This window comes from Pseudomonas sp. H9 (assembly GCF_004353925.1).
GTDB lineage: Bacteria > Pseudomonadota > Gammaproteobacteria > Pseudomonadales > Pseudomonadaceae > Aquipseudomonas.
This window is the reverse complement of the sequence record NZ_SMOK01000047.1, coordinates 159033-185913: the sequence shown is the minus strand read 5'-3', so window position 1 is coordinate 185913 and position 26881 is coordinate 159033. Positions and strand designations below refer to the sequence as shown.

Here is a 26881-nt window from a genome sequence, read left to right as displayed (position 1 = left end):
AAATGAGCACTGGTTGGAAATTTTTCATTTTTTCATTTAACGCTCCATCGGAGGTTTTACCGCCACCTGTAAGTGGCAGGCGAAAACGCCGCGGAAAGCGCCTAGAATGCGCAGGCTTCCTTACTGATGAGCATAGTGGCTATGCAGCATGACGCAAGAACCGCGCGCCGTACAGTTCTGCCTGGGCGCCTGGTTTATTTGATGGGGCCTTCCGGTGCTGGCAAGGACTCATTGATCGACGCTGCCCGGCCTGCACTCCAGGCGCACAATGTCGCCGTCGCCAGGCGGGTCATCACCCGCTCGGCAGAGGCCAAGGGAGAAGATGCCCTGGGGGTTTCCCATGAGCGCTTTGAGCAGATGTGTGCGGCGGGTGAGTTTGCCTTGCATTGGCAGGCCAATGGCCTGTCTTACGGCATTCCGGTGCAGATTGATCGCTGGCTGGAACAGGGGCGAACAGTACTGATCAACGGCTCGCGCGGGTATTTGCCGTTGGCTCGGCAGCGTTATCCGGATCTACTGCCGGTGTTGCTCAGCGTCGAGCCACAGGTATTGCGCCAACGCTTGCTGGCCCGAGGGCGTGAGAGCCTGGACGATATAGAAAAGCGCCTGGCGCGCAGCCAGCAACTGAGCTTGCCCGAGCAAGGCATCTTCCTGCTGGATAACTCAACCCGCCTTGAAGACGCAGTGGCGCGATTACTCGACTTGCTGCGTGAGCAGGGGCTTCTGATTAGCGGCTGAGTGCTCAGAAAATCAGCCGCTGCTCGCTGCCGGCTTGCTCGCTGGGCGCCGGCGTCGACCCGGCACGGTTACCAAAATCAACCAGCCGTGGGCTCATCACAGAGGGTGTTTGGGCTTGGGCCGATACCTCGGAATTGTCTGGCTGCAGAATCAGGCCGACCAGTACGGCCAATGCCAGCGCATTGAGCAAAAGCAGTGTGCGGTTCATCAGGCATACTCCACAGAGGCAGGGCGGTTGCCGGGCACTTGTGGGTGAAGGTTGCACGCTGCATGCCAGCGGAAAAACGACGTTTAGTCTTTTAAAATCAAATAAATAGGCTGATTTTACAAAGGCTGCCCCGTGCATTCTGCAATAATGGCCCTCTGCCTTGTTGCAAAATGCACGATCTGCGCTGACGCTTGCATAAAAGCTACAGGCAAAAAGCCCCATGGATGACATGACAAATGCCAGCGTGCTGGTTAACATGCACGCCGTCCTCTGTCGCGCAGCGATCGTTGCCGGCTCTATGTCTCAGTAGCTCAATTGGATAGAGCATCCCCCTCCTAAGGGGAAGGTTGGCAGTTCGAACCTGCCCTGGGACACCATCCAACTCCAGTGTTCCTGTGTTTAATTGTCGATTGGCTGCCCCTGCGTTCGCCAGCCTGCATGCATTTCGGCTTGCCTTTTACATATGGAAATCCGTATATTCGTATTTCCATATGTTTTAGGTGTCTTCCATGCTCACTCCCCCAGAGATTTTCAAAAGCCTGGCTGACGAGACGCGAGTCCGAGCCACCTTGCTGATTGCCGACCAAGGAGAGCTCTGTGTGTGCGAGTTGATGTGTGCTCTGGATGACAGTCAGCCCAAGGTAAGCCGCCACCTCGCCCAACTGCGCAGCAGCGGCTTGCTGTTGGATCGCCGCCAAGGTCAATGGGTTTACTACCGCCTCAACCCGAACCTGCCCGACTGGGTAACCGAGATTCTGCAGGTGACGCTTCGGGCCAATGCCGATTGGCTCCACAACAATGCTTCGCGCCTGCAGCACATGGACGGACGCCCTGTTCGTGACACCGCCTGTTGTTGATCCCACTACGACCGAGCTTAAGCCCTAACGTCCGCCCGCAGCGCCAGGAGCCAATCATGCGAGTCTTGTTTATGTGCACGGCCAATAGCTGTCGCAGCATCCTTTCAGAAGCCATGTTCAACCACTTGGCGCCGGAAGGATTCGAAGCTGTGAGTGCCGGGAGTTTTCCCAAAGGCCAGGTGCTGCCACTGAGTTTGAGCACACTTCAGCAGGCCGGTATTTCTATCGAAGGTTTGAGCAGCAAGGGCAACGACGCCTTCAGGGATAACCTGCCAGATATCGTCATTACCGTGTGCGACAAAGCGGCGGGCGAAAGCTGCCCGATTTACTTCGGCCAAGCGCTGAAAGCGCATTGGGGCTTGGAAGATCCCTCTGAGGTGAGCGGAGACGAGGCTGCAATTGAAGCAGCCTTTCACAGCACACTGGCGCGTATTGAGCGGCGCTGTAATGCCTTCTTCAAACTGCCCTTCAACAGCCTTAATCGTGATCAGCTCAAGCGCGAGCTGGATCGAGTCGGCGCACTCTGATCAGGAGGACATATGTCTGCTCAGCTTCCCAACCTTGATACCTCTCTGTTTGAGGGCTCGTCAGCCCTGATTCGGCCGGGTACCCATAAGCCACGTATTTTGCTGTTGTACGGATCAACCCGCGAGCGTTCGTTCAGTCGTTTGTTGGTAGAAGAAGCCGCGCGCCTGTTGGAGCACTTTGGTGCCGAAACCCGAATTTTCGATCCTAGTGCAATGCCACTGCCAGACGATGCTCCCGTAGAGCATCCCAAAGTGCAGGAGTTACGTGAACTGGTGCTGTGGTCGGAGGGGCAGGTCTGGTGTTCGCCTGAACGGCACGGGGCGATGTCGGCAGTCTTCAAAGCGCAAATCGACTGGATTCCCCTGGCACTTGGTGCCATTCGCCCGACGCAAGGCAAGACCTTGGCAGTGATGCAGGTCTGTGGCGGTTCGCAATCGTTCAATGTGGTCAATCAACTGCGGGTGTTGGGTCGCTGGATGCGGATGTTCACCATCCCCAATCAAGCCTCGGTGCCCAAGGCCTACATGGAATTTGACGAAGCAGGTCGCATGAAACCGTCGGCGTACTACGACCGGGTCGTTGACGTAATGGAGGAGCTGGTGAAGTTCACTGTGCTGCTACGTGATCATCAAGAAACACTGGTCGATCGTTATTCGGAGCGCAAGGAGACTGCCGAGCAACTCATGGCCCGGGTCAATCAGCGTTCAATTTGAGGTTTTCGAACGGTTTGACCTGCCGCTCTCTTGAATACCTTCGACAAGGTAGATCGCCAGCAGGCCAAATGCCACTTACGTCAGTTTTGCATCCCGCTCCGCTACCAGGGAAGGTCTTTGAAGGTGAGTGCTCAGGGTCGCCAGGCTGTCGAGCTCCGTCTCTTCCTTCATCTGCTCGGCAATTTTACGTTCGATCTTGTCCTTCTCTTCAGGTGGCAAAGCATCGAATTCTTCTTTGGTCATGCCAAGTTCGTTCAGCAGTTTTTCTTTGATCTTCTCGGCAGGTGACAAGGCCATGTAATCGCGAAACTCCTGCACGGCACTGCTGGCAGGGGTGTCGGCCTCAGTGCCGGTGAACTGCTTGAGTGTTTGCAGCTGCACCTTGAGCTTGGCCATGGCTTCTTCGTATGACTGATCGGTGTTCTGCTGAGCGGTGTTGCCGCGGCTTTGCTGCTGAGGTGCGGCACCACTGCTGGCAACCGGGACGTGGAACTGCGCTTGTCGTTCCGTTATTGCATCTGCGGTGTAGCGTATAGGGTTGCTTGCTAACTGCTGCCAGCCAGCGCTGTTGATGATGTTCACTGGATCGTTCTCCTTGAGCAAATACCAGCCTGCAGTGTCGCAGCCGCAATTCCTGTGCCAGCTGGTTAAAAGCGCTCAAGGTTCTAGTATGTAAAGGCGCGCACGAGTGTGAGACGGCGTACCTTCGGTGCGCTTTTGCCCTGAAAGGGAAATCTTTTGCCGTCGACGGCAACGCCATCCGCATGACAGCGCCAATACAAGGAGGGACGTAGCCGTCCGGGACAAGGGAGAGACCCATGAGCAAAGCATCTGAATCGGCAGCACCGAAAGCGCCATTCATCGCGTTCGAGGACGCTCAACTGCAAACCCTGCTGGATCTGATCAGTGACGGTATCTGGGATTGGAATGCCAACAGTGGTTATGTCTATCGCAACCCAGGCTGGTACAAGATGCTCGGTTATGCCAGCCATTCGCTGGACAACTCGGTATTTACCTGGGAAAGCATTATTCACCCGGAGGATTACCCGCGGGTGATGGCGCACTTTGAAGCCTACATCACCGGGCAGTCTGATCAGTACCGGGTGCAATACCGCTGCAAATGTCAGGATGGCAGCTACCTGTGGATTGAAGACAGCGGTCATATCATCGCGCGCAACCCGGATGGCGCTGTGGCGCGGATGTTGGGTGCGCACCGTAACATCGATGCCAGTAAGCGCTTGCTGCAGCAATTGCAGCAACAAAATTCGTCGCTGGAAGCACTGGTGGCCGAGCGCACGCAGGAACTCTCATGGGTCAATCAACAATTGCAGCGGCAGTTGGATGAGAACCGAGACCTTACAGAGCGCGATACCTTGACGTTGATCGCCAACCGGTACCGTCTGGAAAAAGTCCTGCAGCAAGAATGTGAACGCGCCCGGCGCTTTCGTCAGTCGTTGTCGCTGATTGTGATGGATCTGGATGACTTCAAGCCGATCAATGATCGCTACGGCCATGCCCGGGGTGACAGCGCCCTGATCGACTTGGTGGCGCGGATCAGAAGCTGCCTGCGTGACACCGAGCTGCTTGCTCGTTGGGGAGGTGATGAATTTGTAGTGGTCCTGGTCGACGCATCACTAGCCGATGCTCATCGATTGGCAATCACAATCCGTCAGGCGCTGGAGCAAGCGCCGGCGATTGGCGAGCATCAGTTGACGATGAGCTACGGTGTGGTCGAGCGTCAGGAGGGGGAAGATCAGCAACATTTGCTGGCGCGCGCTGATCAAGCGTTGTATCGGGCCAAAGCGGCAGGCAAGGATCGTATCGCTGAATGAACGCCCACTGCCCTACAGCGTAAGGAAGTGGGCTGGCCTCTGGTTACCAGTGTTGCGCTAGCGGTTGTGGCCCTTCGTGGGCGGGGAACAAGGGCAGGACGTCTTCGCCGAGTTCTTGAATGATCTCGCGTGTTGGGCGGCGGGCCAGATGAATACCGAGCGCGGCGTGATTGACACCGACATCGCGCCACTCGCCGAGGAGATCAATCAGGCCTTTGCGGCCGGTCCTCAATACATAGCCGCCACGCAATGGAGTGCGCGGGTAGTTGGGGTTTTCGTCGAGGTCGATCCATTCATTGGTGACGTGGGGGCGAAAGCCTTGATCTGGAATAAGCTGGCGCCAGGCCCGGATTTTTTCCCCGAGCTGTGCCGGGCCGCTGCTGGTGTGCGTGGCGTGCGGGAAGGTCAGCCAGCCATCGGCCTGTTCGCCGAGCCACTGCATCGATTGGCGTGACGAGCCCGTAACCAACAAGGGAATTTTGCCGGTGACAGGCCTGGGCAATAGCTGCGCGCCGCTGAATTGTCCGAGTGTTGAGCGGATCGCGGGCTCAGGGTCCTGCAGCAGTTGGCGGAAATAATCCACCGCGTTGGCAAAGCGTTCACCGCGTTCACTGTGCTCCAGGCCGTAGGCGGGGAATTCGATGGGGCGGTCGCCGGAAGCGATGCCCATGACCAGACGCCCGCCGGACAATTGATCGATGGTTGTAGCTGCTTTGGCCAGATCAATTGGGTGGCGCAGTGAAAAGATCGCGCTGCCAGTGGCCAGGGCAATGCGTTGGGTTCTGGCCGCCAGATAAGCCAGATAGGTGAAGGGGTCAAACACCTGCCCGGCATCACCAAAGCCCGGGTCAAACAGGGGGACGTCACGTACCCAGGTGGCCGCGAATCCTAGGCGATCAATCTCGCCAACCAGCTCAGTTTGCCCAGCCAGAACGCTCATGTCGCCTTCATAAAAACGCAATGGCAAGAAAATGCCCAGCGTCAGTTGGTTTGCCGCAAACATTCGGTTGTAGCCTGGGTGTCCGATAAACGCTGGCGCGCTGGCGCCACAAGTGATGGCGGAGCGGGTGGGTATCGCTATCTGATTCATGCCAATTCTCTTTTTACGATGGGTGTCACGGGCCGGTTGCAGGCTGCGGCAGGCTGATGCCCCGCTGTACTGCGGGGCGCTGATTAACGCGTTCGTACCAATTGCTCAGATGGTTGAAACGGCTGAAGTCGAAATCAATGATGCGAGCAATGTGTAACCAGCCGAAGTTGGCAATGTCGGCGACGCTGAAAGTGGCGCCGGCCAGCCAGAGGTTGTCTTTGAGCTGGTTATCCAGCGTGCTGAAGGTTTCTTCGGTGAGGCGTCGATAGCGCTCGACTACGGCGTGATCTGCTGAATCTTCGAACAGCTCGTAGTGCACGCGTTGGCCAAGAATCGGGCCCATGCTCGAGGTGTGAAACATCAACCATTTGATCGCTGACCAGCGCGTGGCGGGGTCGCTTGGTAGCAGGCGCCCGGTTTTCTCGGCTAGGTACAGCAAAATTGCCGCTGATTCGAACAGGGTGACACTGGTCGCCGTGTCGACCAGTACGGGGATGCGTCCATGTGGGTTGAGCGCAAGAAATTGCGTACTGCGCTGTTCCCCCAACTCGATGTTCACATGCTTGAGGGTGTAAGGCAGGCCTAGTTCCTCAAGGGCAATGGTGATCTTGAATCCATTAGGTGAGCTATCGCTGTAAAGGATCAGTTCAGGGGTATCCATCTATCGCTTCCCGCCTTGAGTTTGTCTGGCTATCCTAGAAAACCAGTGCAGGCCTGAGAAACGATGATTTCTGGCTTGTATGTTTAGAATTTCTAACTTGAGGTTGCAGCCTGTGGGCGCAGTTTTACCGTTGCTGGCGTTGCGGGCTTTTACCGAGACGGGGCGGCTGGGCAGTTTGAAGGCAGCGGCCGAGCGTCTGGGAGTGACGCCGGGTGCAGTCAGTCAGCAGATTCGTGTGCTGGAAGAGCGCCTGGGGGTTGCGCTATTTGTGCGTGCTCACCATGGGGTGTACCTGACCGAAGCCGGTGCGCGGGTGCACGCCAACCTCATGCGTGGTTTTGAGCTGATCGAAAATGCCTATGCGACGTTGGAAAACCTGAGCGTCGAAAAAAGCCTCACTATCAGCACGGTGCCTTCGTTCGCGGCGACATGGTTGGTGCCAAGAATTGGGCGCTTCAGTGCTTTGCACCCGCAGATCGAAGTGCGTATCGAGGCGGCAGCGACGCTGGTGGATTTCAAGCACGACCGTATTGATGTCGCCCTGCGTCATGGCTTGGGTCATTACCCGGGGCTGGAGTCGATTCGGCTGATGGCGCCAGTGTTGTTGCCGGTGGCTAGTCCACAGCTGCTGGCTCAGGGTGCGGTGATCAGCGAGCCGACCGATTGCCTCAAGTATCCGTTGTTGCAAGACGGCGACCGTGCTGACTGGACGCTCTGGTTACAGGCCCACGGTGTTCAAGTGGGGGATGAGGCGCGGCGTGGAATGAGCTTTGAAGAGGACCTGCTGCTCTTGCGTGCTGCCGCTGCGGGGCAGGGTATTGCTCTGGTGCAGGACACCCATGCGCAAGAGGATATTGAGGCTGGAAAGCTGGTCGTCGCCTTGGACAAGCCCTGGCCGTCGCGATTTGCCTACTACCTGGTCAGCCGTGCCGACACCCTGCAGCGTCCTGAAGTGCGGGCGTTCGTGGACTGGATCAAGGCGGAGGCCGGTAGGAGCGGCGGTGCGGCGACCCGACTTGCCCCGCGATGCGATGAGCCTGAATGACAGCAATCGCGGGGCAAGCCCGCTCCCACTGGCGGCTGGGCAAAAAAATACCCGCTGTGCGTGAGCGCAGCGGGTCAAATCGGCCGTAGCCGCTTCAGTGTGTTACAGGTGCAGCGCGTGACCCAGGGCGCGCAAGGCCGCTTCCTGAACGGCTTCGCCAAGGGTCGGGTGAGCATGGATGGTGCCCGCCACGTCTTCCAGGCAAGCGCCCATTTCCAGTGACTGGGCAAACGCTGTCGACAGTTCCGAGACACCCACGCCGACAGCTTGCCAACCGAGGATCAGGTGATTGTCACGGCGCGCGACCACGCGTACGAAACCGCTTTTCGATTCCAGGGTCATGGCCCGGCCGTTAGCTGCGAACGGGAACTGCGCAACGATGCAGTCCAGGCCTTCTTGCTCGACGTGCTCCGGGGTTTTGCCGACCACCACCAGTTCCGGGTCGGTGAAGCACACTGCGGCAATGGCATTGGGTTCGAAACGACGGGTTTTGCCGGCAATGATTTCCGCGACCATTTCGCCTTGGGCCATGGCCCGGTGGGCGAGCATCGGTTCGCCGCTGAGGTCGCCGATTGCCCAGACGTTGCGCATGCTGGTTTGGCAGCGCTCATCGATGGCGATGGCGGCACCGTTCATTTGCAGCGCCAGGCTTTCCAGATTGAAACCCTGGGTGCGCGGTTTGCGGCCCACAGCGACCAACACTTGATCGGTCGACAGTTGCAGCAGCTCACCGGCAGGGTCACGGACTTGCAGGCGCTGAGCCTCGGTATCGAAACCTTCGACGCTATGCTTGAGGTAAAGCTTGATCCCCAGCTTCTTGATCGACTCGGCCACCGGCGCGGTCAATTCGCTGTCGTAGGTCGGCAGGATGCGTTCGCGTGCTTCAACCACGCTGACTTCGACACCGAGCTTGCGGTAGGCAATGCCCAGTTCCAAGCCAATGTAACCGCCACCAACCACCGTCAGGTGTTTGGGCAGGGCTTTGGGGGCCAAGGCCTCAGTGGAGGAAATCACCGCACCGCCCAATGGCAACATCGGTAGTTCGACGCTGCTGGAACCGGTGGCCAGCAGCAAGTGCTCGCACTGAATGCGCTGGCCATCGACGTCGACACTTTTGCCATCGAGGATCTTTGCCCAGCCGTGGATCACCTTCACCCCATGCTTTTTCAGCAGGGCGGCGACACCACTGGTCAAACGGTCGACGATACCGTCTTTCCAGGCCACGCTCTGGCCGATGTCCAGGCTCGGCGGCGAGACCTTGATGCCGAGATTCGACTGCTGGCTGTGCTGCTGAGTCTGATGGAACTGCTCAGCGACATGAATCAGTGCCTTGGACGGAATGCAGCCGATGTTCAGGCAGGTGCCGCCCAGCGCCTGGCCTTCGACCAGGATAGTGGGAATGCCCAGTTGGCCAGCACGGATGGCTGCAACGTAACCGCCAGGGCCGCCACCGATGATCAGCAGGGTGGTGTTGAGGGTCGCTTGCATGGTCACTCCACAAACAGGCTGGCAGGTTGTTCGAGCAGGCCGCGCACGGCCTGGATGAAGCGTGCGGCGTCCATACCGTCAACCACGCGGTGATCGAACGAGCTGGACAGGTTCATCATCTTGCGAATGACGATTTGCCCATTGATCACCATGGGCCGTTCAACCATGCGGTTGACGCCGACAATCGCCACTTCCGGGGTATTCACCACCGGGGTGGAGACGATGCCGCCCAACGCGCCGAGGCTGGTCAGGGTAATGGTCGAGCCCGACAGTTCTTCACGGCTGGCCTTGTTGCCTCGCGCGGCATTGGCCAGGCGCACGATCTCGCCAGCGTTGCTCCAGAGGCTGCCGGCTTCGGCATGACGCAGTACCGGGACCATCAGGCCGTTGTCGCCTTGGGTGGCGATGCCGACATGCACCGCGCCATGACGGGTGATGACTTGGGCTTCATCGTCGTAGGTGGCGTTGATCTGCGGGAACTCGCGCAAGGCGACGACCATGGCGCGCACCAGGAACGGCAGCAGCGTCAGCTTGCCGCGGCTGTCGCCCCACTTGTTGTTCAGGTGCAGGCGCAGTTCTTCCAGGGCGGTGACGTCGATTTCTTCGACATAGCTGAAATGCGCGACGCGGCGTTTGGCATCTTGCATGCGTTGGGCGATTTTGCGGCGCAGGCCGATGACCGGGATTTGTTCGCTGTCGCTGCGTTTGGCGTAACCGCCTGGTGCGCTTTGCGTGCTGCGGGTCGGCTGGGTGAGGAAGGCATCCAGGTCTTCGTGGAGGATGCGTCCGGCCGGGCCGCTGCCGTGTACGTAACGCAGTTCGATGCCGGCATCCAGGGCGCGTTTGCGCACGGCTGGGGAAGCCAGGGGGCGGTCGCTGGCTTCGCGGGGCGTGATGGCCGCTGGTTGGTGGGTAGAGGGAGTAGGTGTGGCGGGCTTGGTGGCCTCTTCGCGGGGCAAGCCCGCTCCCACTGGTGCTGCAGCTGCAGTTGGAGCCGGGGTAGCGGGTTCGGCGGGTTTTTCCGGGCTGGCCTGGAGGTTGCCGGCGCCTTCGACTTCGATGCGAATCAGTTCGCTGCCCACGGCCATGACTTCGCCGGGCTGGCCGCCCAGAGCGAGGACTTTGCCGCTGACCGGCGAGGGGATTTCGACAGTGGCTTTGTCGGTCATGACATCAGCCACCACTTGGTCTTCAGTGACGGTGTCGCCGACTTTGACGAACCATTCCACCAGTTCTACTTGTGCGATGCCTTCGCCGATGTCTGGCATCTTGATGACGTGCGTGCCCATTCAGACCTCCATAACCCGTTTCAAAGCCGCGCCCACGCGTGAAGGGCCGGGGAAGTACGCCCACTCTTGCGCGTGAGGGTAGGGGGTGTCCCAACCGGTGACGCGTTCGATCGGCGCTTCGAGGTGATGGAAGCAGTGCTCTTGAACCAGCGAGATCAGCTCGGCGCCGAAACCGCAGGTGCGGGTGGCTTCGTGAACCACCACACAGCGACCGGTCTTTTTCACCGAGGCAACGATGGTTTTCAGGTCCAGCGGCCAAAGGCTGCGCAGGTCGATGACTTCGGCGTCGACCCCGGTTTCCTCTGCCGCCACTTGCGACACGTACACGGTAGTGCCGTAGGTGAGTACGGTCACATCATTGCCGGGGCGGGTGATGGCAGCTTTGTCCAGTGGCACGGTGTAGTAACCATCAGGCACGGCGCTGGCCGGGTGTTTCGACCACGGCGTTACCGGGCGGTCGTGGTGGCCGTCGAACGGGCCGTTGTACAGGCGCTTGGGCTCAAGGAAGATCACCGGGTCGTCATTTTCGATCGAGGCAATCAGCAGGCCTTTGGCGTCATAGGGGTTGGACGGCATCACTGTGCGCAAGCCGCAGACCTGGGTGAACATCGCTTCGGGGCTCTGGCTGTGGGTCTGGCCACCGTAGATGCCACCGCCGCAGGGCATGCGCAGGGTCAGTGGGGCGACAAACTCACCGGCCGAGCGGTAACGCAAGCGCGCCATTTCCGAAACGATCTGGTCGGAGGCCGGGTAGAAGTAGTCGGCAAACTGAATCTCGACCACCGGACGCAAGCCGTAGGCGCCCATGCCCACAGCGGTGCCGACGATGCCGCTTTCCGAGATCGGCGCATCGAATACTCGTGACTTGCCGTACTTGGCCTGCAGGCCTTCGGTGCAGCGGAACACGCCGCCAAAGTAGCCGACGTCCTGGCCATAGACGACCACGTTGTCATCGCGCTCAAGCATGATGTCCATGGCCGAGCGCAGGGCCTGGATCATGGTCATGGTGGTAGTCGCCATGGCGGTTTCCAACTGGATAGAGTTGTTGTGATCGTTCATGTCAGATCCCCAGTTCCTGGCGCTGCCGACGCAGGTGCTCCGGCATTTCCTTGTAGACATCCTCGAACATGGACGCGGGGCTTGGCATCTGGCCGCCGGCCAGGGTGCCGTACTGCTCAGCTTCTTTCTGCGCGGAAATGATCTCGGCCTCAAGTTCGGCAGTGACCGCCTGGTGCTCTTCCTCGGACCAGTGGCCGATGGCGATCAGGTGCTGTTTGAGGCGGACAATCGGATCACCCAGCGGGAAGTGGCTCCAGTCATCGGCCGGGCGGTACTTGGACGGGTCATCGGAGGTCGAGTGCGGGCCTGCACGGTAAGTGACCCATTCGATCAGGCTTGGGCCCAAGCCACGGCGGGCGCGTTCAGCGGCCCAGCGCGAGGCGGCATACACGGCGATGAAGTCGTTGCCGTCGACCCGCAACGAAGCGATACCGCAACCCACACCGCGACCGGCGAAGGTGGTCGATTCACCACCAGCGATGGCTTGGAAGGTAGAAATCGCCCACTGGTTGTTAACCACGTTGAGGATCACCGGCGCACGGTAGACGTGAGCGAAGGTCAGGGCGGTGTGGAAGTCGGATTCGGCGGTGGCGCCATCACCGATCCAGGCCGAGGCGATCTTGGTATCGCCCTTGATGGCCGAGGCCATGGCCCAACCCACGGCCTGGACGAACTGGGTCGCCAGGTTGCCGCTGATGGTGAAGAAGCCGGCTTCGCGTACTGAGTACATGATCGGCAATTGGCGGCCCTTGAGCGGGTCGCGCTCGTTGGACAGCAACTGGCAGATCATCTCGACCAGCGACACATTGCGGGCCATCAGGATGCTTTGCTGGCGGTAGGTGGGGAAGCACATGTCGGTGCGGTTCAAGGCCATGGCCTGGCCGCTGCCGATGGCTTCTTCACCCAGGCTCTGCATGTAGAACGACATCTTTTTCTGGCGCTGGGCAACCACCATGCGGCTGTCGAACAGCCGGGTCTTGAGCATGGTGCGCATGCCTTCGCGCAGGATCTCAGGGCTGATGTCTTCGGCCCACGGGCCCAGGGCATTGCCTTTGTCGTCCAGTACACGAATCAAGCTGTAGGCGATATCCGCGGTATCAGCGGCTTCTACATCGACGGGAGGTTTACGGACCGTACCGGCATCGTTCAGACGCAAGTAGGAAAAATCAGTCTGGCAGCCTGGCCGGCCGGTAGGCTCGGGCACATGCAGACGCAGGGGGGCGTACTCGTTCATGCTTTTTTACGCTCGCTCTGTCTTGTGTTTTTGTTGAGCTTTGAAGCGGTCGCTGCTGAAACCCCGGCTTGTGACCAGGAAGTCAGTCTTGTCCTACATGATATGCAAGCACCTGAAGAATATTTCTCTCAAGTTCGTTGCCTTTGTTGGGGGTTGCGGATAAACATTCCCTATAAATAAAAAAAACAGGTGAAATTCTCTCATGCGCAAACTGGATCGTACCGACATCGGTATTCTCAACAGTCTTCAGGAAAATGCCCGGATCACCAATGCCGAGCTGGCACGCTCGGTCAACCTGTCGCCGACACCGTGTTTCAACCGGGTCAAAGCCATGGAAGAGCTGGGGGTGATTCGCCAGCAGGTGACCTTGCTGGCGCCCGAGGTGCTGGGCCTGGATGTCAATGTGTTCATTCATGTCAGCCTCGAAAAGCAGGTTGAACAGTCACTGCACCGTTTTGAAGAGGAGATCGCCGAACGCCCGGAAGTCATGGAATGCTACTTGATGACCGGTGATCCGGATTACCTGTTGCGCGTGCTGCTGCCGAGTATTCAGGCGCTGGAACGCTTTCTCGATTACCTCACGCGTCTGCCGGGCGTGGCCAATATCCGCTCCAGTTTTGCCTTGAAGCAGGTGCGCTATAAAACTGCGTTGCCGTTGCCGGCTAATGGCATGACCTTGCGGGGTGATTGATATCGCCATCGCGGGGCAAGCCCGCTCCCACAAAAGCCCTGGCCTGCGGGAGCGGGCTTGCCCCGCGATCGGTCCTACAGACTGCTTGATATTCTGAACACTCGGTGCCTATTTTGTAGGTATCTTCTTACACGGTTTGGCAAAACAATAAGGATAGTGTCATGACGACCAGTGGCCAGTGCGCGCTCGCAGAGCGATTGTCCGGCATCGATGAGATCGAGTGTGTTACCCCCGACCTCAACGGCGTACCGCGCGGCAAGGTAATGACCGCTGCCGGATTTCTTGAAGGCCGTCGCTTGCAGATGGCCCGGGGTGTGCTGTTGCAATGCATCATGGGCGGCTACCCACCGGCACGCTTCTACGGCAGCGATGACGGCGACCTGGCGCTGGTAGCGGACCCTGAGCAAATCCACCGCCTGCCCTGGAGTGATGAACCGCGCGCGCTGGCGATTTGTGACGCGGTTGAGCTCTCAGGTGCGAGTTCTGGTCTATCCACGCGCGGCCTGCTCAAGGCGGTCATTGCACGCTACGCCGCCCGCGGCCTGGCGCCAGTGGTGGCGACTGAACTGGAGTTCTTTGTCTTCGCCCCGAACACCGATCCGCACCAGCCGTTCTTGCCACCAGTGGGCAAGGATGGCCGGCGGGAAGAAGGGCACTCAGCGTTCAGTGTCAGTTCCAACAATGGCCTGCGCCCATTCTTCAATGAAGTCTATCGCTGCATGGAGGCCTTGGGTCTGCCGCGTGACACCTTCATGCATGAAATGGGTGTCAGCCAATTTGAGATCAACCTGTTGCATGGTGATCCGTTACTGCTGGCCGACCAGACGCTGCTGTTCAAGCATCTGCTCAAGGAAGTGGCGCTCAAACATGGCCTGACCGTGGTGTGCATGGCCAAGCCTCTGGCGCACACGCCGGGCAGTTCCATGCACATTCACCAAAGCCTGGTGGACATCACTACCCAGCGCAACGTGTTCAGCGATGCCGACGGCAAACCGACGCCGACCTTCTACCACTTCATCGGTGGTTTGCAGGCATGCATGGCTGATTTCACTGCGCTGTTCGCGCCGAACGTCAATTCCTACCAGCGCCTGTGTCACCCGTATGCATCGCCAAACAATGCCTGCTGGTCGCAAGACAACCGCGCGGCCGGTCTGCGCATTCCCGCCAGCTCACCGGTGGCGCGGCGCGTCGAGAACCGTTTGCCCGGCGCCGACACCAACCCCTACCTGGCCATTGCTGCCAGCCTTGCTGCCGGCTTGCACGGCATTGAGCAGCAGCTTGAACCGACGGCGGCGATCCAGGGTGAGTTCGAAGTGCCCGAGCACTTGAGCTTGCCGTGTACCTTGCACGCAGCCCTTGAACGCCTGAAACGCAGCGCGCTGGCGCGGGAGTTGTTTGGCAATGAATTCATCGACGGCTACCTCGCTACCAAGACGATGGAGCTGACCAGCTTCTTTGATGAAATCACCCCGTGGGAGCGTCGTGTCCTGGCGGCTCAGGCCTAGCCTTTTTTTGACCGCTGTACCTGCAGTACCGCTTTTTTCACTTATGCTTTCAAGCAGTTTTTCCACCTGCTCAAGGGGCCGTTCGGGACGCTGATGCGACAGATCTGGAAGTCTTTTCGCGCGTTGTATTTTGCCGCGCTGATGATGTTGATTGGCTCCGGCTTGTTGAGTACCTACCTGGCCCTGCGGCTGGCGGCCGATCATGTCGACAGCCTGTGGGTCGGTGCACTGATGGCGGCCAACTATTTCGGTCTGGCCCTGGGCGGCAAGATCGGTCACCGGCTGATCGCCCGCGTCGGGCACATCCGTGCCTATGCCACCTGTGCCGGTATTGTCGGTGCGGCGGTGCTGGGCCATGGTCTGGTCAGTTGGTTGCCGGCGTGGGTGGTGCTGCGGGTGATCGTCGGCCTGGGCATGATGTGCCAGTACATGGTCATTGAAAGCTGGCTCAACGAGCAGGCCGATGCCAAGCAACGCGGTGCGGTGTTCAGCGGTTACATGATCGCCTCGTACCTGGGGCTGGTGCTCGGTCAGTTGATCCTGGTGGCTCATCCGCAACTGGGCCCTGAACTGTTGATGCTGGTGGCCATGTGTTTTGCCTTGTGCCTGGTGCCAGTGGCCATGACCCGACGCATTCACCCGGCGCCCTTGCGACCGGCACCGATGGAACCACGCTTCTTTATCAAGCGCGTGCCGCAATCGTTGAGTACGGTGTTGGGCTCGGGGCTGATTGTTGGTTCTTTCTACGGCCTGGCACCGGTGTATGCGGCCAAGCAAGGCTTGAGCACCGAGTACGTAGGCTTGTTCATGGGCTGCTGTATCTTCGCAGGCTTGCTGGTGCAGTGGCCGTTGGGTTGGCTTTCGGATCGCTATGATCGAGCGGTATTGATCCGCAGTGCCGCCGTGGGCCTGGCCCTTGCCGCCTTACCTTTGGCGATCATGCCGACCGTACCCTTGGTGGTGTTGTTCGCTGCCGGGTTTGTGGTGTCGTTGCTGCAGTTCTGTCTGTACCCGTTGGCCGTGGCATTTTCCAACGACCATGTGGAGAGTGAGCGGCGTGTTTCGCTCACCGCCATGTTGTTGGTGACCTATGGCGTTGGCGCCAGTATCGGGCCGTTGGTGTCTGGGGTGCTGATGAAGTCATTCGGCCCTCAGATGCTCTATGCCTTCTTCGTATTCTTTGCCCTGGTGCTGGTCTGGCGGATTCGTCCGAAAGCGGTTACCGGTCTGCACCAGGTCGACGATGCACCGCTCAACCACGTGGCCATGCCGGCGGCGGGCTCGCCATTGTCGGCAGCACTCGACCCACGGGTGGATGAACAGGTGGTGCAAGATCAGATGCAGGCGCCGGTGGCGGCTGAAGACACTGAAGAGGAAGAGGGTGAAGGCGAAGAGGAGAAGCCGGCGCCAGTTTGAGGTTTATCGCGGGGCAAGCCCGCTCCCACAGTGGATCACACCAAACCTGTGGGAGCGGGCTTGCCCCGCGATGCTTTGAAACTCAGTAATCGTCTTTGTCGAAGCGCCGCGCTTCACGCTGCAGCTGGTACACAAAGGTTTCAACCTTGCGCTGCATCTGCCCGCTGAGGTTGTGAAAACGTACGCCGGCAAAGGTGGTGTTGAAGCGCTCTTCGAAATGCAGGTGGCGCAGTTCAACTTCAACCTGGCTCAAGCCCAGCGGTGCGCCCGCCGCGAACTTCTCGTACACCTGACCCAGTTGCAGACGTTCTTCGACATTGCCGTCGAAACGCAGCTTGCAGCCGGTGGCAGAGATGTCCAGCAACTTGCCGCGCAGTTCGCCATTGCCTTTGATCTTGTCGCCGTCGAGTTTGATGTCGACCAGTTGCGACAGCTTCAGTGCTGCGCGGAAGGCATTGCGACGCTGGTGATAAGCCACTTCGTTCGGCAATGCACCGCGGTAGCAGCGATGGCCGTCAATCTCATGGATGCTCAGCGCGGTGTTGCATTCCCAGGCAATGCGCACACCGTCATGAAAGCCCTCGACCCGGAACGGTTCGCCGTTTTCCAGGTAGCGTTCGCCGTCGCGGGGGATCATTTCATCGAACGTCAGGCGATTGTTTTCGCGGTCGACTTCAACCACATAACTCTGGAATCGCTGGCTGCGTTCGTGAAAGGTAATGATCAGCGGGTCATGGCTCTCTTGTAGCGATCGCAAGTTAGCGGCGATTTCCAAAGGGGTCGTCAACACCTTTGGCGGCTGCGGAGCTTCTGCTTCATTGAACACGGGTAATCAATCTCCAGGCAAAAACGGCACACGCAAGTAACGGCATTCTGCCAGTATGTTCCGTGCCTTGATACAGGGAATCAAACCTGGCTGAGCGTCCGAGGCTTGGCAAGAGGGGAGGTCGATCCGCGCGCGTCATAGAGCGACGGCGATTCGCCGCCCATGAGAATTCTGATCTGGTTGGCGGTGCTGTTTTGCTGAAGCTGGATCGAGCGGCCGTTGCGCTCGTTGATCGCTTGGCAGTCGGCGAGCAGCTTGCTTAGCGCGTCGAGTTGTTGCATGAGGCGTTCGCCCAGTTGCGATTGGCTGGCCAATTGCTGAACGCCCTCGCGGTCCTGGCTCAAGCCAAGACTGGCAAGCAGTTGGCTGCGGCGCTGACCTTGCTGTTCGAGAAGGATCACCAGCGATTGCTTGCGTGCCAGAAGGTTTTCCAGCAACGGCATGTCGCGGCCGAGCAGGGCGATGGCTTCGGTCTGCAGCAATTCAAGCATTTGTTGCGCTGGCGCAAAATCGTCTTCGATCAATTGCAGCAAGGTAGTGTCGTGCATGGCTGGCTCTTTGGTTCAAGCGTCCTGAAGTCAGCGCGCCAGGGGGCTAGCGCTGGGCTTCGAAATTAAGCAGTTTGCTGGCGACACGATTGCTGTCGACCTGGTAGCTACCGTCGGCAATCGCTTTTTTCAACTCCGCCACGCGGGCGCTGTTGACTACCGGCTGATCGCGCAGCTGATCGCTGACCTTTTGCAACTGCTGGGCCTCGTGGCTCAGGTGTACGGTTTCCCCGCTGGTGCCAGCCTGGCTGACCGTGTCGGCCTTGGCGGCGGTATTGCTGGCGGTGCTTTCCTGGCTATTGCCAGTGCGCACGCCGGCAACCGACGGAGAGTTATTCAAACGACTAAAGTCGATGACCATGATCAGAAAACCTCTGGGTATAGGGACGCTTGCCTTGTTTTCGGCCACACCGAGAGAAACTTTAGGCGCAATTCTTTACAAACTGCGCGCTACGTTCCGGGCACCCAATGGACACAGTTTAGGAAAAGCAGTTCCTGATCGCTAGCGTTGTTCTCGGTTTCCTCGTTTACATGGCCACTTCGACCTGGCCTGGGCCGGTGACCCTGGCCTTGACCACCCGTTTGGAATTGAGGTTGCGCACCCGGATCTGCTCGCTCTGGCCGCCTTTGCTCAAGGCTTCGCCAGGCATGCGCACACTGAGCGTGCCGCTGCGCGCGGTGATCACCACCTGATCGCCCTTGCGGATCACCTCAGCTTGTTCCAGGTGTTGCGGGGTCAGCACCTGATCCATCACGGTCGGGCGCACGACTTTGAAGCCGATTGCCTGATCAAGACTGCTGAGAAACCCCTGGTTGAGCAAGCCGACATCGCGTTCGCGCAACATGACATCTTGCTCACCCACAATGCTTTCGCGCTTGAGTGGTCGCGCCACGGTGACGACATTGCGGAACAGGCGGACCTGGGCTGGAACAAATACCGTCCATGGCGACGTGCCTTCACAGCGTACTCGCACCGTCACACGGCCCAGCGGTTGTGCCGGGCTTTCCAGGCTGGCGTCCAATTGTTGGTCGCACAGCGGCATGCGCAGGCGCGGGTCAAGGTTGTTGACCTGGATCTCGTAACGCCCTTCGGTCTGGCTGCTGGCCAGGTAGTCTTCCACGGTGAATTCAAGAAACCCCTGGGTGACACCGATAAGCTGTTCAGGCAAGGTAAAAGCGTCAGCCAGCGGGCGAACGCCAGGGACCAGCAGGCACAGCGCAGCAAGGAAGCCGGGCAGCGGGCAGGTCAGGCGTCGGAAAAATGTCGTTTTCGTGTTCATACGATTAAAAAAAGCAAAGCGCGTGCCGACACTGGGTACAAAGCTTGAAGCGTTTGGTGAAGGAGTCTGGCATGGCGGGTGTAATGGATTCGGTGAACCAGCGCACGCAACTGGTGGGGCAGAATCGTCTGGAGCTGTTGCTGTTTCGCCTCAATGGCGAGCAGCTCTACGGGATCAACGTGTTCAAGGTGCGGGAAGTGCTGCAATGCCCACCCCTGACCGTGATGCCCAAGTCCAACCCGGTAGTGCGCGGTGTCGCGAATATTCGTGGGGCAACCATCCCGATCCTCGATCTGGCGATGGCGACCGGTATGCCCGGTCTGAGTGAAGATGTCAGCAAGAGCTTTGTGATCATCACCGAGTACAACACCAAGACCCAGGGCTTTCTGGTCCATTCGGTGGAGCGCATCGTCAACATGAACTGGGAAGAGATCCATCCGCCACCCAAGGGCACCGGGCGCGATCACTACCTGACCGCGGTGACCCGGGTCGACAACAAGATGGTCGAGATCATCGACGTGGAGAAAATCCTCGCCGAAGTTGCGCCGACCTCCGAGTCGATCTCAGATGGTGTCGTCGATGCCGAGGTGCAGGACAAGGCCGTGTTACTGCGGGTGCTGACAGTCGATGACTCGTCGGTGGCACGTAAGCAGGTTAGCCGTTGCCTGCAGACGGTTGGGGTGGAAGTGGTGGCGCTCAATGATGGTCGTCAGGCACTGGATTACCTGCGCAAGCTGGTCGATGAAGGCAAGCGTCCGGAAGAAGAGTTCCTGATGATGATCTCCGATATCGAGATGCCGGAGATGGACGGCTACACCCTGACCGCCGAGATCCGCAGCGACCCGCGCATGCAAAAGTTGCACATCATCCTGCATACTTCGCTCTCCGGGGTGTTCAACCAGGCGATGGTGAAAAAGGTCGGGGCGGATGATTTCCTGGCCAAGTTCAAGCCGGACGACCTCGCCCAGCGCGTTGTCGACCGCATCAAGGCCACGCACTAACGGCCAGGGGGCAGCCCCTGGCAGTTCACATGATTTAAGAGGCGGCATCAGTGTCTACGGGTAATTTGGATTTCGAACAGTTCCGGGTCTTCCTGGAAAAAGCCTGTGGCATCCTGCTGGGCGAAAATAAGCAGTACCTGGTCTCCAGCCGTCTCAACAAGCTGATGGAGCAGCAGGGCATCAAAACCCTGACCGAACTGGTACAGCGCATTCAAAGCCAGCCGCGCAGTGGATTGCGCGAACAGGTGGTCGATGCCATGACCACCAACGAAACCCTGTGGTTTCGTGATACCTACCCCTTTGAAGTGCTGAAGAACAAAGTCTTGCCTGAGCAGATCAAGGCCAACCCTGGCCAGCGTTTGCGCATCTGGTCGGCCGCCTGTTCCTCGGGGCAGGAGCCGTACTCGATTTCCATGGCCATCGATGAGTTCGAGCGCAGTAACATTGGTCAGCTGAAGATGGGCGCGCAGATTGTCGCCACCGACCTGTCGGGTGCCATGCTCACTAACTGCAAGACGGGCGAGTACGACAGTCTGGCCATTGCCCGTGGCTTATCGCAGGAACGCCTGCAGCGCTATTTCGATGTGAAGGGGCCAGGCCGCTGGGCGGTCAAGGCGCCGATTCGCAGTCGCGTGGAATTTCGTTCGTTCAACCTGCTCGACAGCTACGCCAGCCTGGGCAAGTTCGACATCGTGTTCTGCCGCAACGTACTGATCTACTTCTCGGCCCAGGTGAAGAAAGACATCCTGCTGCGTATCCATAGCACGCTCAAGCCAGGTGGTTACCTGTTCCTTGGCGCCTCTGAAGCGCTCAACGGCCTGCCAGACCATTACCAGATGGTTCAGTGCAGCCCCGGCATCATCTACCAAGCCAAATAACCGGTGGGAGCGGGCTTGCCCCGCGACAGCGACCTACCTGGCACACCGCATCGCGGGGCAAGCCCGCTCCTACCGTAGGTAGTAATTGCCGCTTTGCTGGCGCCAGGCGGAAAGCCTTTGCCGCTTTTCTGGCATTGCCGCCGATGGCAAGACATCCAAAACCCCGTATTTACGGGGTTTTGTTTTTTGGCATGGCTCTTGCTCTAGCTCAGTCAACGAAAAACCTTCGAAGGTTTCCCCGACATGAGCATCAGCTTCGACAAAGCGCTTGGTATTCACGAAAAGGCATTGGGCTTTCGCGCTCAGCGCGCTGAAGTGCTGGCCAATAACATCGCTAACGCCGACACGCCTAACTACAAGGCGCGTGACATGAGCTTCGCTTCAGTGCTGGCCGCACAGGCTGAGCAAACCAGCAAGGGCCATTTCGCGCTGGACCGTACCAATGCCCGGCACATCGAAGCCGAGGGCGTGAGTCTCAGTGATGAAGCCTTGCAGTACCGCACGCCAATGCAGCCGTCGATCGACCAGAACACCGTCGATGCCCAGCTCGAGCAGTCGAGCTACGCGGAAAACGCCGTGGGTTTCCAAGCCAGCTTCACGCTGCTCAACAGTAAATTCAAAGGGCTGGTATCGGCCCTGCGCGGAGAGTAAGTCATGTCCCTCGCCAGTGTCTTCAACATTGCCGGTAGCGGCATGAGTGCCCAGACCACGCGTCTGAATACCGTCGCCTCGAACATCGCTAACGCTGAAACGGTGTCGTCGAGCATCGACCAGACTTACCGTGCCCGTCACCCGGTCTTTGCCACCACCTTCCAGCAAGCTCAGGGCGGTGTAAGTCAATCCTTGTTCCAGGATCAGGATGCCGCCGGGCAGGGCGTTCAGGTGCTCGGCGTGGTCGAGGATCAAAGCAACCTCGAGGCGCGCTACGAGCCGAACCATCCGGCGGCCAATAAAGACGGCTACGTCTACTACCCGAACGTTAACGTGGTCGAAGAAATGGCTGACATGATTTCTGCCAGTCGCTCGTTCCAGACCAACGCCGAGTTGATGAATACGGCCAAGACCATGATGCAGAAGGTCCTGACCCTGGGTCAGTAACAGGAGTAGCTGGATGACCACAACCAACACGACCGCGGGTGTCAGCAACGCAGTGCTGCAGTCGCTACAAAAGCCTGAGACCACGGGTAATAACCCGAATACCGGCAACGCCGGCAGCGCTTTGGGCAAAGATGCGTTCCTGCAGCTGCTGGTCACGCAGATGAAGAACCAGAACCCGCTCGATCCTCAGGAAAACGGCGAGTTTGTGGCGCAACTGGCGCAGTTCAGCAGCCTGGAAAGCATGCAGACGCTCAACGAGTCGGTTGCCACCATTGGTGGTGCATTCCTGTCGTCGATTGCCCTGCAGGCGTCTTCGCTGGTGGGCCGCAATGTGGTGGTGGAAACCGATAAAGCAGTGGTCGACACCAGCAAGGAAATGAAAGGTTCGATGAACCTGACTTCGTCCAGCACGCTGACCACGGTCGGTATCTACAACAGTGACGGCGATCTGGTGCGAACGCTTGATCTGGGCAGTCAGAAAGGCGGCCAGGTCGACTTTACCTGGGATGGCAAGGACAGCGACGGCGAAGTTGCACCTGCTGGTACCTATACCTTCAAGGCCTCAGGAACCATCGACGGCACGGCGAAAACGATGACGACCAACCTGCCAGCCTCGGTCACCAGCGTAACCATGGGCAGCAACGGTTCGGAAATGATGCTGAATCTGGCTGGGCTCGGCAGCATCGCGCTGTCGAAAATTCAATCCATTGGAATCTAGGGCCGATAAAGCGGCAGGAGTGAGCACATGTCTTTCAATATCGGTCTGAGCGGGCTTTACGCAGCAAACAAAGCACTGGGCGTCACCGGCAACAACATTGCCAACGTCGCCACCACCGGCTTCAAATCGTCGCGTACCGAATTCGCTGACCAGTATGCCTCGTCGATTCGCGGCACCAGTAGCCGCACCACCATCGGCAGTGGCGTGACCACTGCTGCGGTGTCGCAGATGTTCACCCAGGGTAACTTCAGCGGCACCGGCCAGAGCCTGGACCTGGCCATCGACGGCAACGGCTTTTTCGCCATGAGCGATAACGGTACCAAGGTCTACACCCGTGCCGGTGCGTTCTACAGCGACAAGGCAGGCAACATCGTCAACGCCCAGGGCGCCAAGCTGCAGGGCTATGGTGTGGATAGCGATGGCAAGGTCATCAAGGGCGTGCTCACCGATCTGCAGATCGACACCTCCAACCTTGCGCCCAACCCGACCGGTCGGATTACCGAAACGCTGAACCTCAATTCCAGCGCTACCGAGCCTAAGATTGCGCCGTTCGATCCGTCTGAAGTGGGTAGCTACAACTACACCTTCAACACCGACGTCTACGACAGCCAGGGTAATGCCCACCAGATGAACCAGTACTTCGTCAAAGACGCTGGTACTAACTCCTGGACCATGTACACCACCATTGATGGTCGCAACCCGGCTGACCCGTCGCTGACCACCCCGCTGGTCAACAAGCTGCCGTTCAAAACCGACGGTAGCCTGGACACTGCGGCCATGACCGCAGGCCCGGTAACCGGTGGCTTGACCATCACCGACACCAAGACCTTCCAGCTTGCAGGCTGGAAGCCAGCCGAGAAAAACGCGGCAGGTAATTGGGTTGAAAACGGTGCTACGGCCAAAGTCGGCGGCGTGACCCTGGATATGCTGGCAACCACTCAGTACAACGCTGCTTCGGCCACCACCGCGAAAAACCAGGATGGCTACGCCACTGGTGAGCTGAGCGGCCTGACTGTCGACCAGAGCGGTAACCTGTTCGCCAACTTCACCAACGGCCAAGACAAAGTGATCGGCCAGGTGGCGATTGCCAACTTCGCCAACGTTCAGGGCCTGACCCCAGTGGGCGGCACTGCCTGGACCGAATCGTACGCTTCGGGCGTGCCGATCATCGGTGATCCAGGTACCGGTACCATGGGCAAGATCTATGGCGGCCAATTGGAAGACTCCAACGTCGACCTGACTGGTGAACTGGTTAACCTGATCAAGGCGCAGAGTAACTACCAGGCCAACGCCAAAACCATTTCCACTGAAAGCACCATCATGCAAACCATCATTCAAATGACTTGATGCTTTGTGCGGTGCCAAGCCCCTGCCTGCAGGGGCTTTTTTATTTAGCTGCACCCCTGTAGGAGCGGGCTTGCCCCGCGATAGCGGTTTATCTGACATGCCGCTATCGCGGGGCAAGCCCGATCCTACGGGGAGGTTGGGAGGTAGGGGTGAAAACTTGGATCGGTGTGGTGGGGGTGCTGTTGGTCTGTGCCGCGCAGGCAGCGCCAGCGCCCTGGTATCAGTGGCAGAGTCGGGTGACCGGGCGCTTGATGTGTTCGCAAGTCGATCCCGGCGAAGGTTGGGTGCGGCATTCGGGGCCGTACAACAATGCCGGTTGCCGCACCTTGTGAAGCTGTGGTTGCCGCAGGCGGCAACAGTTCGCCGACAAACTGACGGCAGATGCCTGGCGTCATCCCTCAAAGCCCCGGAATACGGGGCTTTTCCCGTGCTGGTTCGATAATTGCTTAATGCTTGCCAAGGTGGCAGCGCGACAAGGGTTCGTGCAGAGGAGATCCTGTGGACAAGATGCTTTACGTGGCCATGACCGGCGCCAGTCAAAACGCGCTGGCGCAAAAGGCCCATGCCAACAACCTGGCGAACATTTCTACCAGCGGTTTTCAGCGTGACCTGGAACAGGCTCGCTCGATGCCGGTGTTCGGTGACAGCTTTCCGGCGCGTGCCTATGCCATGACCGAACGCCCGGCAACCGACTTCACTCCCGGCTCCTTGATGGAAACCGGCCGTGACCTCGACGTTGCCATTGGCGGTGACGGTTTTATTGCCGTGCAGGCCCCGGACGGCAGCGAAGCTTATGTGCGCACCGCCAGCATGAACATCGACGCCCTGGGTGTGCTGCGTGCCGGCAACGGTATGCCGGTGATGGGCAACGGTGGGCCGATTGCCGTGCCGCCGGAGCAGAAAATCGAAGTGGGTGAAGACGGCACCATCTCCATCCGCGCCATGGGCGAAGGCCCGCGGGTGATGGCCGAAGTCGACCGGATCAAGATGGTCAACCCCGACCTCAAGACCATGACCAAAGGTCCGGACGGCCTGATTCACACCACCACCGGCCAACCTGCGCCGGCCGATGCCAACGTCAAGCTGGTGTCGGGCTTCCTTGAGAACAGTAACGTCAATGCGGTTGAGGAAATGACCTCGGTGCTGGCGCTGTCTCGGCAATTCGAACTGCACATCAAGATGATGACCACGGCCAAAGAAGGCGACGAAGCCATGGCTCGGGTTTTGCAGATCGGCTAATCACACAGGCGTAGCGCCGGAATACAGGCGCGCGAGGAGAACGGCATGCTTCCAGCTCTATATGTCAGTAAAACCGGTCTGTCCGCACAGGACAAAAACCTGACCGTCATTTCCAACAACCTGGCCAACGTTTCGACCACCGGCTTCAAACGTGATCGTGCCGAGTTCCAGGATTTGCTCTACCAGACCCAGCGCCAGCCGGGCGCGCAATCGACTCAGGACAGCGAGCTGCCTTCGGGCCTGCAAACCGGTACCGGTGTGCGCATCGTTGGCACCCAGAAAAGCTTCATCGCTGGCAGCCTGCAGACAACCGAGAACCCGCTGGATATGGCCGTTGACGGTCGCGGTTTCTTCCAGATTCTGCAGCCCGATGGCACTGTTTCGTACACCCGTGACGGTACCTTCCACCTGAACTCCGACGGTCAGATCGTCACCGCCAGCGGCTTCGCCCTGGAACCGGCGGTGGTGGTTCCGCCTGAAGCGCAAACCTTCACCGTTGGCCGTGACGGTACTGTGTCGATCACTACCGCCGGTAACCCGGCTGCACAGGTGATCGGCAATATCCAGACCGCCGACTTCATCAACCCGGCCGGCCTGCAGGCGGTGGGCGGCAACCTGTTCCTGGAAACCGCAGCCAGTGGCGCACCGCAAATCGGTACGCCAGGTCTGAACGGTTTTGGTGTGGTGCAGCAGCAGACCCTGGAAAACTCCAACGTCAGCACCGTGGAAGAGCTGGTCAACATGATCACCACCCAACGTGCCTACGAGATGAACTCCAAGGTCATTTCCACTGCCGACCAGATGCTCTCGTTCGTTACCCAGAACCTGTAAGTGAAGCCTTGAAGGTCGCTTGATCGGCGCCTGTTACACCGTGAGGTCAGAGTCATGAGTCGTTTGTTTTCTGTACTAGCCCTGAGTGGGATCGCCGTGCTGGCCGGTTGCGTTGCGCCGACGCCCAAGCCCAATGATCCGTACTACGCGCCGGTATTGCCGCGCACGCCATTACCGGCAGCGGCCAACAACGGCTCGATCTACCAGGCTGGTTTCGACCAGAACCTGTACAGCGACCGCAAGGCGTTCCGGGTCGGTGACATCATCACCATCACCCTGAATGAGCGTACGCAGGCAAGCAAAAACGCCAACTCGCAAATCGCCAAGAACAGTAAGGCCGACATTGGCCTGACCTCGTTGTTCGGTTCGTCCATGACCACCAACAACCCGTTCAGCGATGGCGACCTGAGCCTGAGCGCCGGCTACAGCGGTGACCGTGCGACCAAGGGTGACAGTAAAGCCGGGCAGGGCAACAGCCTGACCGGTTCGATCACCGTCACTGTGGCCGATGTGCTACCCAACGGCATCATTGCCGTGCGCGGTGAGAAGTGGCTGACCCTCAACACCGGCGACGAGCTGGTGCGGATCGCCGGCATGGTGCGTGCCGATGACATTGCCACCGACAACACCGTGCCCTCGACCCGGGTGGCCGATGCGCGCATCACTTACTCGGGAACCGGCTCCTTTGCCGATGCCAGCCAGCCCGGTTGGCTCGACCGTTTCTTCATCAGCCCGCTTTGGCCTTTCTAGGTTCGAATGAC

At 59.0% G+C, this 26881-nt stretch carries 31 protein-coding genes and 1 tRNA gene; 20 read left to right on the top strand and 12 right to left on the bottom strand.

Features of this window, described 5'->3' with window-relative positions; translation table 11 throughout:
• Positions 1 to 141 precede the first annotated feature (141 nt).
• Positions 142 to 738 carry a phosphonate metabolism protein/1,5-bisphosphokinase (PRPP-forming) PhnN gene (gene phnN / locus E1573_RS25685; RefSeq protein ID WP_133217518.1) on the top strand — a complete coding sequence of 199 codons (597 nt, stop codon included), beginning with the start codon at positions 142 to 144 and terminating at the stop codon, positions 736 to 738.
• Positions 739 to 742: 4 nt separating this feature from the next.
• Here the strand turns inward: phnN and E1573_RS25680 are convergent, their stop codons facing one another.
• Positions 743 to 946 (bottom strand): hypothetical protein, encoded by a 204-nt coding sequence (locus E1573_RS25680; protein WP_133217347.1) that lies wholly within the window; start codon positions 944 to 946, stop codon positions 743 to 745.
• 300 nt (positions 947 to 1246) lie between these two features.
• Between E1573_RS25680 and E1573_RS25675 the strand changes: the two genes are divergently transcribed.
• The 4 genes from E1573_RS25675 to arsH all read left to right on the top strand — a co-directional run bounded on the left by E1573_RS25675 (position 1247) and on the right by arsH (position 3044).
• Positions 1247 to 1323 (top strand) — tRNA-Arg (locus tag E1573_RS25675).
• A gap of 132 nt (positions 1324 to 1455) precedes the next feature.
• A complete protein-coding gene (locus E1573_RS25670; protein ID WP_133217346.1) occupies positions 1456 to 1803 on the top strand; it encodes a metalloregulator ArsR/SmtB family transcription factor in 348 nt (115 codons plus the stop codon).
• 56 nt (positions 1804 to 1859) lie between these two features.
• Positions 1860 to 2330 (top strand): arsenate reductase ArsC, encoded by a 471-nt coding sequence (locus E1573_RS25665; RefSeq protein ID WP_133217345.1) that lies wholly within the window; start codon positions 1860 to 1862, stop codon positions 2328 to 2330.
• A 12-nt stretch (positions 2331 to 2342) separates the two neighbouring features.
• Positions 2343 to 3044: an arsenical resistance protein ArsH gene (arsH, locus tag E1573_RS25660; RefSeq protein WP_133217344.1), complete on the top strand. Its 702-nt coding sequence runs from the start codon at positions 2343 to 2345 to the stop codon at positions 3042 to 3044.
• A 75-nt stretch (positions 3045 to 3119) separates the two neighbouring features.
• On the opposite strand, the gene E1573_RS25655 is transcribed toward arsH, so the two are convergent.
• A complete protein-coding gene (locus E1573_RS25655) occupies positions 3120 to 3626 on the bottom strand; it encodes a hypothetical protein (protein ID WP_133217343.1) in 507 nt (168 codons plus the stop codon).
• 236 nt (positions 3627 to 3862) lie between these two features.
• Between E1573_RS25655 and E1573_RS25650 the strand changes: the two genes are divergently transcribed.
• Positions 3863 to 4876 carry a diguanylate cyclase domain-containing protein gene (locus E1573_RS25650; protein WP_133217342.1) on the top strand — a complete coding sequence of 338 codons (1014 nt, stop codon included), beginning with the start codon at positions 3863 to 3865 and terminating at the stop codon, positions 4874 to 4876.
• A gap of 43 nt (positions 4877 to 4919) precedes the next feature.
• On the opposite strand, the gene E1573_RS25645 is transcribed toward E1573_RS25650, so the two are convergent.
• Together E1573_RS25645 and E1573_RS25640 are read right to left on the bottom strand one after the other, a co-directional pair.
• Positions 4920 to 5966, bottom strand: a complete 1047-nt coding sequence (locus E1573_RS25645) for an LLM class oxidoreductase (protein WP_133217341.1) — start codon at positions 5964 to 5966, stop codon at positions 4920 to 4922.
• Between the two features lie 25 nt (positions 5967 to 5991).
• On the bottom strand, positions 5992 to 6627 hold the full coding sequence (locus tag E1573_RS25640; RefSeq protein ID WP_133217340.1) for a glutathione S-transferase family protein: 636 nt from the start codon (positions 6625 to 6627) through the stop codon (positions 5992 to 5994).
• Positions 6628 to 6739: 112 nt separating this feature from the next.
• Here E1573_RS25640 and gcvA point away from each other — a divergent pair, with 112 nt between their 5' ends.
• The gene (gene gcvA, locus E1573_RS25635) at positions 6740 to 7672 is read left to right on the top strand and encodes a transcriptional regulator GcvA (RefSeq protein WP_177494602.1); all 933 of its coding nucleotides are present in this window, start codon (positions 6740 to 6742) and stop codon (positions 7670 to 7672) included.
• A gap of 102 nt (positions 7673 to 7774) precedes the next feature.
• Here the strand turns inward: gcvA and lpdA are convergent, their stop codons facing one another.
• From lpdA to E1573_RS25615, 4 genes are read right to left on the bottom strand one after another with little or no spacing between them, the layout of a single operon-like run.
• Complete coding sequence (gene lpdA, locus E1573_RS25630; RefSeq protein ID WP_133217338.1) at positions 7775 to 9160, bottom strand: dihydrolipoyl dehydrogenase; 1386 nt, start codon at positions 9158 to 9160, stop codon at positions 7775 to 7777.
• Between the two features lie 2 nt (positions 9161 to 9162).
• The gene (locus E1573_RS25625) at positions 9163 to 10449 is read right to left on the bottom strand and encodes a dihydrolipoamide acetyltransferase family protein (protein WP_133217337.1); all 1287 of its coding nucleotides are present in this window, start codon (positions 10447 to 10449) and stop codon (positions 9163 to 9165) included.
• A complete protein-coding gene (locus E1573_RS25620; protein WP_133217336.1) occupies positions 10450 to 11508 on the bottom strand; it encodes an alpha-ketoacid dehydrogenase subunit beta in 1059 nt (352 codons plus the stop codon).
• 1 nt (position 11509) lies between these two features.
• Positions 11510 to 12742 (bottom strand): 3-methyl-2-oxobutanoate dehydrogenase (2-methylpropanoyl-transferring) subunit alpha, encoded by a 1233-nt coding sequence (locus tag E1573_RS25615; protein ID WP_133217335.1) that lies wholly within the window; start codon positions 12740 to 12742, stop codon positions 11510 to 11512.
• A 202-nt stretch (positions 12743 to 12944) separates the two neighbouring features.
• Between E1573_RS25615 and bkdR the strand changes: the two genes are divergently transcribed.
• From bkdR to E1573_RS25600, 3 genes are all read left to right on the top strand, one after another.
• Positions 12945 to 13433: a Bkd operon transcriptional regulator BkdR gene (gene bkdR, locus E1573_RS25610; protein WP_133217334.1), complete on the top strand. Its 489-nt coding sequence runs from the start codon at positions 12945 to 12947 to the stop codon at positions 13431 to 13433.
• Positions 13434 to 13696: 263 nt separating this feature from the next.
• Positions 13697 to 14938 (top strand): glutamine synthetase family protein, encoded by a 1242-nt coding sequence (locus E1573_RS25605; protein ID WP_165957392.1) that lies wholly within the window; start codon positions 13697 to 13699, stop codon positions 14936 to 14938.
• Positions 14939 to 15031: 93 nt separating this feature from the next.
• Complete coding sequence (locus E1573_RS25600; RefSeq protein ID WP_133217332.1) at positions 15032 to 16354, top strand: MFS transporter; 1323 nt, start codon at positions 15032 to 15034, stop codon at positions 16352 to 16354.
• An 82-nt stretch (positions 16355 to 16436) separates the two neighbouring features.
• On the opposite strand, the gene E1573_RS25595 is transcribed toward E1573_RS25600, so the two are convergent.
• The 4 genes from E1573_RS25595 to flgA form a co-directional block, all read right to left on the bottom strand.
• Positions 16437 to 17180 carry a flagellar brake protein gene (locus tag E1573_RS25595; protein WP_133217331.1) on the bottom strand — a complete coding sequence of 248 codons (744 nt, stop codon included), beginning with the start codon at positions 17178 to 17180 and terminating at the stop codon, positions 16437 to 16439.
• Between the two features lie 80 nt (positions 17181 to 17260).
• The gene (locus E1573_RS25590; protein WP_133217330.1) at positions 17261 to 17728 is read right to left on the bottom strand and encodes a flagella synthesis protein FlgN; all 468 of its coding nucleotides are present in this window, start codon (positions 17726 to 17728) and stop codon (positions 17261 to 17263) included.
• Positions 17729 to 17774: 46 nt separating this feature from the next.
• A complete protein-coding gene (flgM, locus tag E1573_RS25585) occupies positions 17775 to 18089 on the bottom strand; it encodes a flagellar biosynthesis anti-sigma factor FlgM (protein WP_133217329.1) in 315 nt (104 codons plus the stop codon).
• A gap of 166 nt (positions 18090 to 18255) precedes the next feature.
• Entirely contained in the window at positions 18256 to 19008 is a 753-nt protein-coding gene (flgA, locus tag E1573_RS25580) for a flagellar basal body P-ring formation chaperone FlgA (protein WP_133217328.1), read from the bottom strand.
• 71 nt (positions 19009 to 19079) lie between these two features.
• On the opposite strand from flgA, the gene E1573_RS25575 reads away from it, so the two are divergent.
• The 10 genes from E1573_RS25575 (at position 19080) to flgH (ending at position 26870) form a co-directional block, all read left to right on the top strand.
• Positions 19080 to 20009: a chemotaxis protein CheV gene (locus tag E1573_RS25575; RefSeq protein WP_133217327.1), complete on the top strand. Its 930-nt coding sequence runs from the start codon at positions 19080 to 19082 to the stop codon at positions 20007 to 20009.
• 50 nt (positions 20010 to 20059) lie between these two features.
• A complete protein-coding gene (gene cheR, locus E1573_RS25570) occupies positions 20060 to 20887 on the top strand; it encodes a protein-glutamate O-methyltransferase CheR (RefSeq protein WP_133217326.1) in 828 nt (275 codons plus the stop codon).
• 243 nt (positions 20888 to 21130) lie between these two features.
• The gene (gene flgB / locus E1573_RS25565) at positions 21131 to 21538 is read left to right on the top strand and encodes a flagellar basal body rod protein FlgB (RefSeq protein WP_133217325.1); all 408 of its coding nucleotides are present in this window, start codon (positions 21131 to 21133) and stop codon (positions 21536 to 21538) included.
• A gap of 3 nt (positions 21539 to 21541) precedes the next feature.
• Positions 21542 to 21985, top strand: coding sequence for a flagellar basal body rod protein FlgC (gene flgC, locus E1573_RS25560; RefSeq protein ID WP_045189108.1), 444 nt, complete (start codon positions 21542 to 21544; stop codon positions 21983 to 21985).
• 13 nt (positions 21986 to 21998) lie between these two features.
• Positions 21999 to 22703: a flagellar hook assembly protein FlgD gene (locus E1573_RS25555; protein ID WP_133217324.1), complete on the top strand. Its 705-nt coding sequence runs from the start codon at positions 21999 to 22001 to the stop codon at positions 22701 to 22703.
• Positions 22704 to 22730: 27 nt separating this feature from the next.
• Positions 22731 to 24050, top strand: a complete 1320-nt coding sequence (flgE, locus tag E1573_RS25550; RefSeq protein WP_133217323.1) for a flagellar hook protein FlgE — start codon at positions 22731 to 22733, stop codon at positions 24048 to 24050.
• A gap of 149 nt (positions 24051 to 24199) precedes the next feature.
• Complete coding sequence (locus E1573_RS25545) at positions 24200 to 24382, top strand: hypothetical protein (RefSeq protein WP_133217322.1); 183 nt, start codon at positions 24200 to 24202, stop codon at positions 24380 to 24382.
• 166 nt (positions 24383 to 24548) lie between these two features.
• The gene (locus E1573_RS25540; protein WP_133217321.1) at positions 24549 to 25289 is read left to right on the top strand and encodes a flagellar basal body rod protein FlgF; all 741 of its coding nucleotides are present in this window, start codon (positions 24549 to 24551) and stop codon (positions 25287 to 25289) included.
• A gap of 45 nt (positions 25290 to 25334) precedes the next feature.
• Positions 25335 to 26120 (top strand): flagellar basal-body rod protein FlgG, encoded by a 786-nt coding sequence (flgG, locus tag E1573_RS25535; RefSeq protein ID WP_133217320.1) that lies wholly within the window; start codon positions 25335 to 25337, stop codon positions 26118 to 26120.
• A 54-nt stretch (positions 26121 to 26174) separates the two neighbouring features.
• Positions 26175 to 26870: a flagellar basal body L-ring protein FlgH gene (gene flgH, locus E1573_RS25530; protein WP_133217319.1), complete on the top strand. Its 696-nt coding sequence runs from the start codon at positions 26175 to 26177 to the stop codon at positions 26868 to 26870.
• Positions 26871 to 26881: the final 11 nt, after the last annotated feature.

What these genes read in the sequence shown, in the direction of transcription:
- E1573_RS25645 (WP_133217341.1), bottom strand. Translation starts at nt 5,966, where the DNA reads ATGAATCAGATAGCGATACCCACCCGCTCCGCCATCACTTGTGGCGCC.
- E1573_RS25650 (WP_133217342.1), top strand. Translation starts at nt 3,863, where the DNA reads ATGAGCAAAGCATCTGAATCGGCAGCACCGAAAGCGCCATTCATCGCG.
- flgH (WP_133217319.1), top strand. Translation starts at nt 26,175, where the DNA reads ATGAGTCGTTTGTTTTCTGTACTAGCCCTGAGTGGGATCGCCGTGCTG.
- bkdR (WP_133217334.1), top strand. Translation starts at nt 12,945, where the DNA reads ATGCGCAAACTGGATCGTACCGACATCGGTATTCTCAACAGTCTTCAG.
- E1573_RS25680 (WP_133217347.1), bottom strand. Translation starts at nt 946, where the DNA reads ATGAACCGCACACTGCTTTTGCTCAATGCGCTGGCATTGGCCGTACTG.
- E1573_RS25590 (WP_133217330.1), bottom strand. Translation starts at nt 17,728, where the DNA reads ATGCACGACACTACCTTGCTGCAATTGATCGAAGACGATTTTGCGCCA.
- flgB (WP_133217325.1), top strand. Translation starts at nt 21,131, where the DNA reads ATGAGCATCAGCTTCGACAAAGCGCTTGGTATTCACGAAAAGGCATTG.
- flgM (WP_133217329.1), bottom strand. Translation starts at nt 18,089, where the DNA reads ATGGTCATCGACTTTAGTCGTTTGAATAACTCTCCGTCGGTTGCCGGC.
- E1573_RS25615 (WP_133217335.1), bottom strand. Translation starts at nt 12,742, where the DNA reads ATGAACGAGTACGCCCCCCTGCGTCTGCATGTGCCCGAGCCTACCGGC.
- arsH (WP_133217344.1), top strand. Translation starts at nt 2,343, where the DNA reads ATGTCTGCTCAGCTTCCCAACCTTGATACCTCTCTGTTTGAGGGCTCG.
- E1573_RS25575 (WP_133217327.1), top strand. Translation starts at nt 19,080, where the DNA reads ATGGCGGGTGTAATGGATTCGGTGAACCAGCGCACGCAACTGGTGGGG.
- E1573_RS25670 (WP_133217346.1), top strand. Translation starts at nt 1,456, where the DNA reads ATGCTCACTCCCCCAGAGATTTTCAAAAGCCTGGCTGACGAGACGCGA.
- E1573_RS25605 (WP_165957392.1), top strand. Translation starts at nt 13,697, where the DNA reads ATGACCGCTGCCGGATTTCTTGAAGGCCGTCGCTTGCAGATGGCCCGG.
- E1573_RS25625 (WP_133217337.1), bottom strand. Translation starts at nt 10,449, where the DNA reads ATGGGCACGCACGTCATCAAGATGCCAGACATCGGCGAAGGCATCGCA.
- E1573_RS25620 (WP_133217336.1), bottom strand. Translation starts at nt 11,508, where the DNA reads ATGAACGATCACAACAACTCTATCCAGTTGGAAACCGCCATGGCGACT.
- E1573_RS25640 (WP_133217340.1), bottom strand. Translation starts at nt 6,627, where the DNA reads ATGGATACCCCTGAACTGATCCTTTACAGCGATAGCTCACCTAATGGA.
- flgC (WP_045189108.1), top strand. Translation starts at nt 21,542, where the DNA reads ATGTCCCTCGCCAGTGTCTTCAACATTGCCGGTAGCGGCATGAGTGCC.
- flgG (WP_133217320.1), top strand. Translation starts at nt 25,335, where the DNA reads ATGCTTCCAGCTCTATATGTCAGTAAAACCGGTCTGTCCGCACAGGAC.
- E1573_RS25600 (WP_133217332.1), top strand. Translation starts at nt 15,032, where the DNA reads ATGCGACAGATCTGGAAGTCTTTTCGCGCGTTGTATTTTGCCGCGCTG.
- E1573_RS25555 (WP_133217324.1), top strand. Translation starts at nt 21,999, where the DNA reads ATGACCACAACCAACACGACCGCGGGTGTCAGCAACGCAGTGCTGCAG.
- E1573_RS25665 (WP_133217345.1), top strand. Translation starts at nt 1,860, where the DNA reads ATGCGAGTCTTGTTTATGTGCACGGCCAATAGCTGTCGCAGCATCCTT.
- phnN (WP_133217518.1), top strand. Translation starts at nt 142, where the DNA reads ATGCAGCATGACGCAAGAACCGCGCGCCGTACAGTTCTGCCTGGGCGC.
- lpdA (WP_133217338.1), bottom strand. Translation starts at nt 9,160, where the DNA reads ATGCAAGCGACCCTCAACACCACCCTGCTGATCATCGGTGGCGGCCCT.
- flgA (WP_133217328.1), bottom strand. Translation starts at nt 19,008, where the DNA reads ATGAACACGAAAACGACATTTTTCCGACGCCTGACCTGCCCGCTGCCC.
- flgE (WP_133217323.1), top strand. Translation starts at nt 22,731, where the DNA reads ATGTCTTTCAATATCGGTCTGAGCGGGCTTTACGCAGCAAACAAAGCA.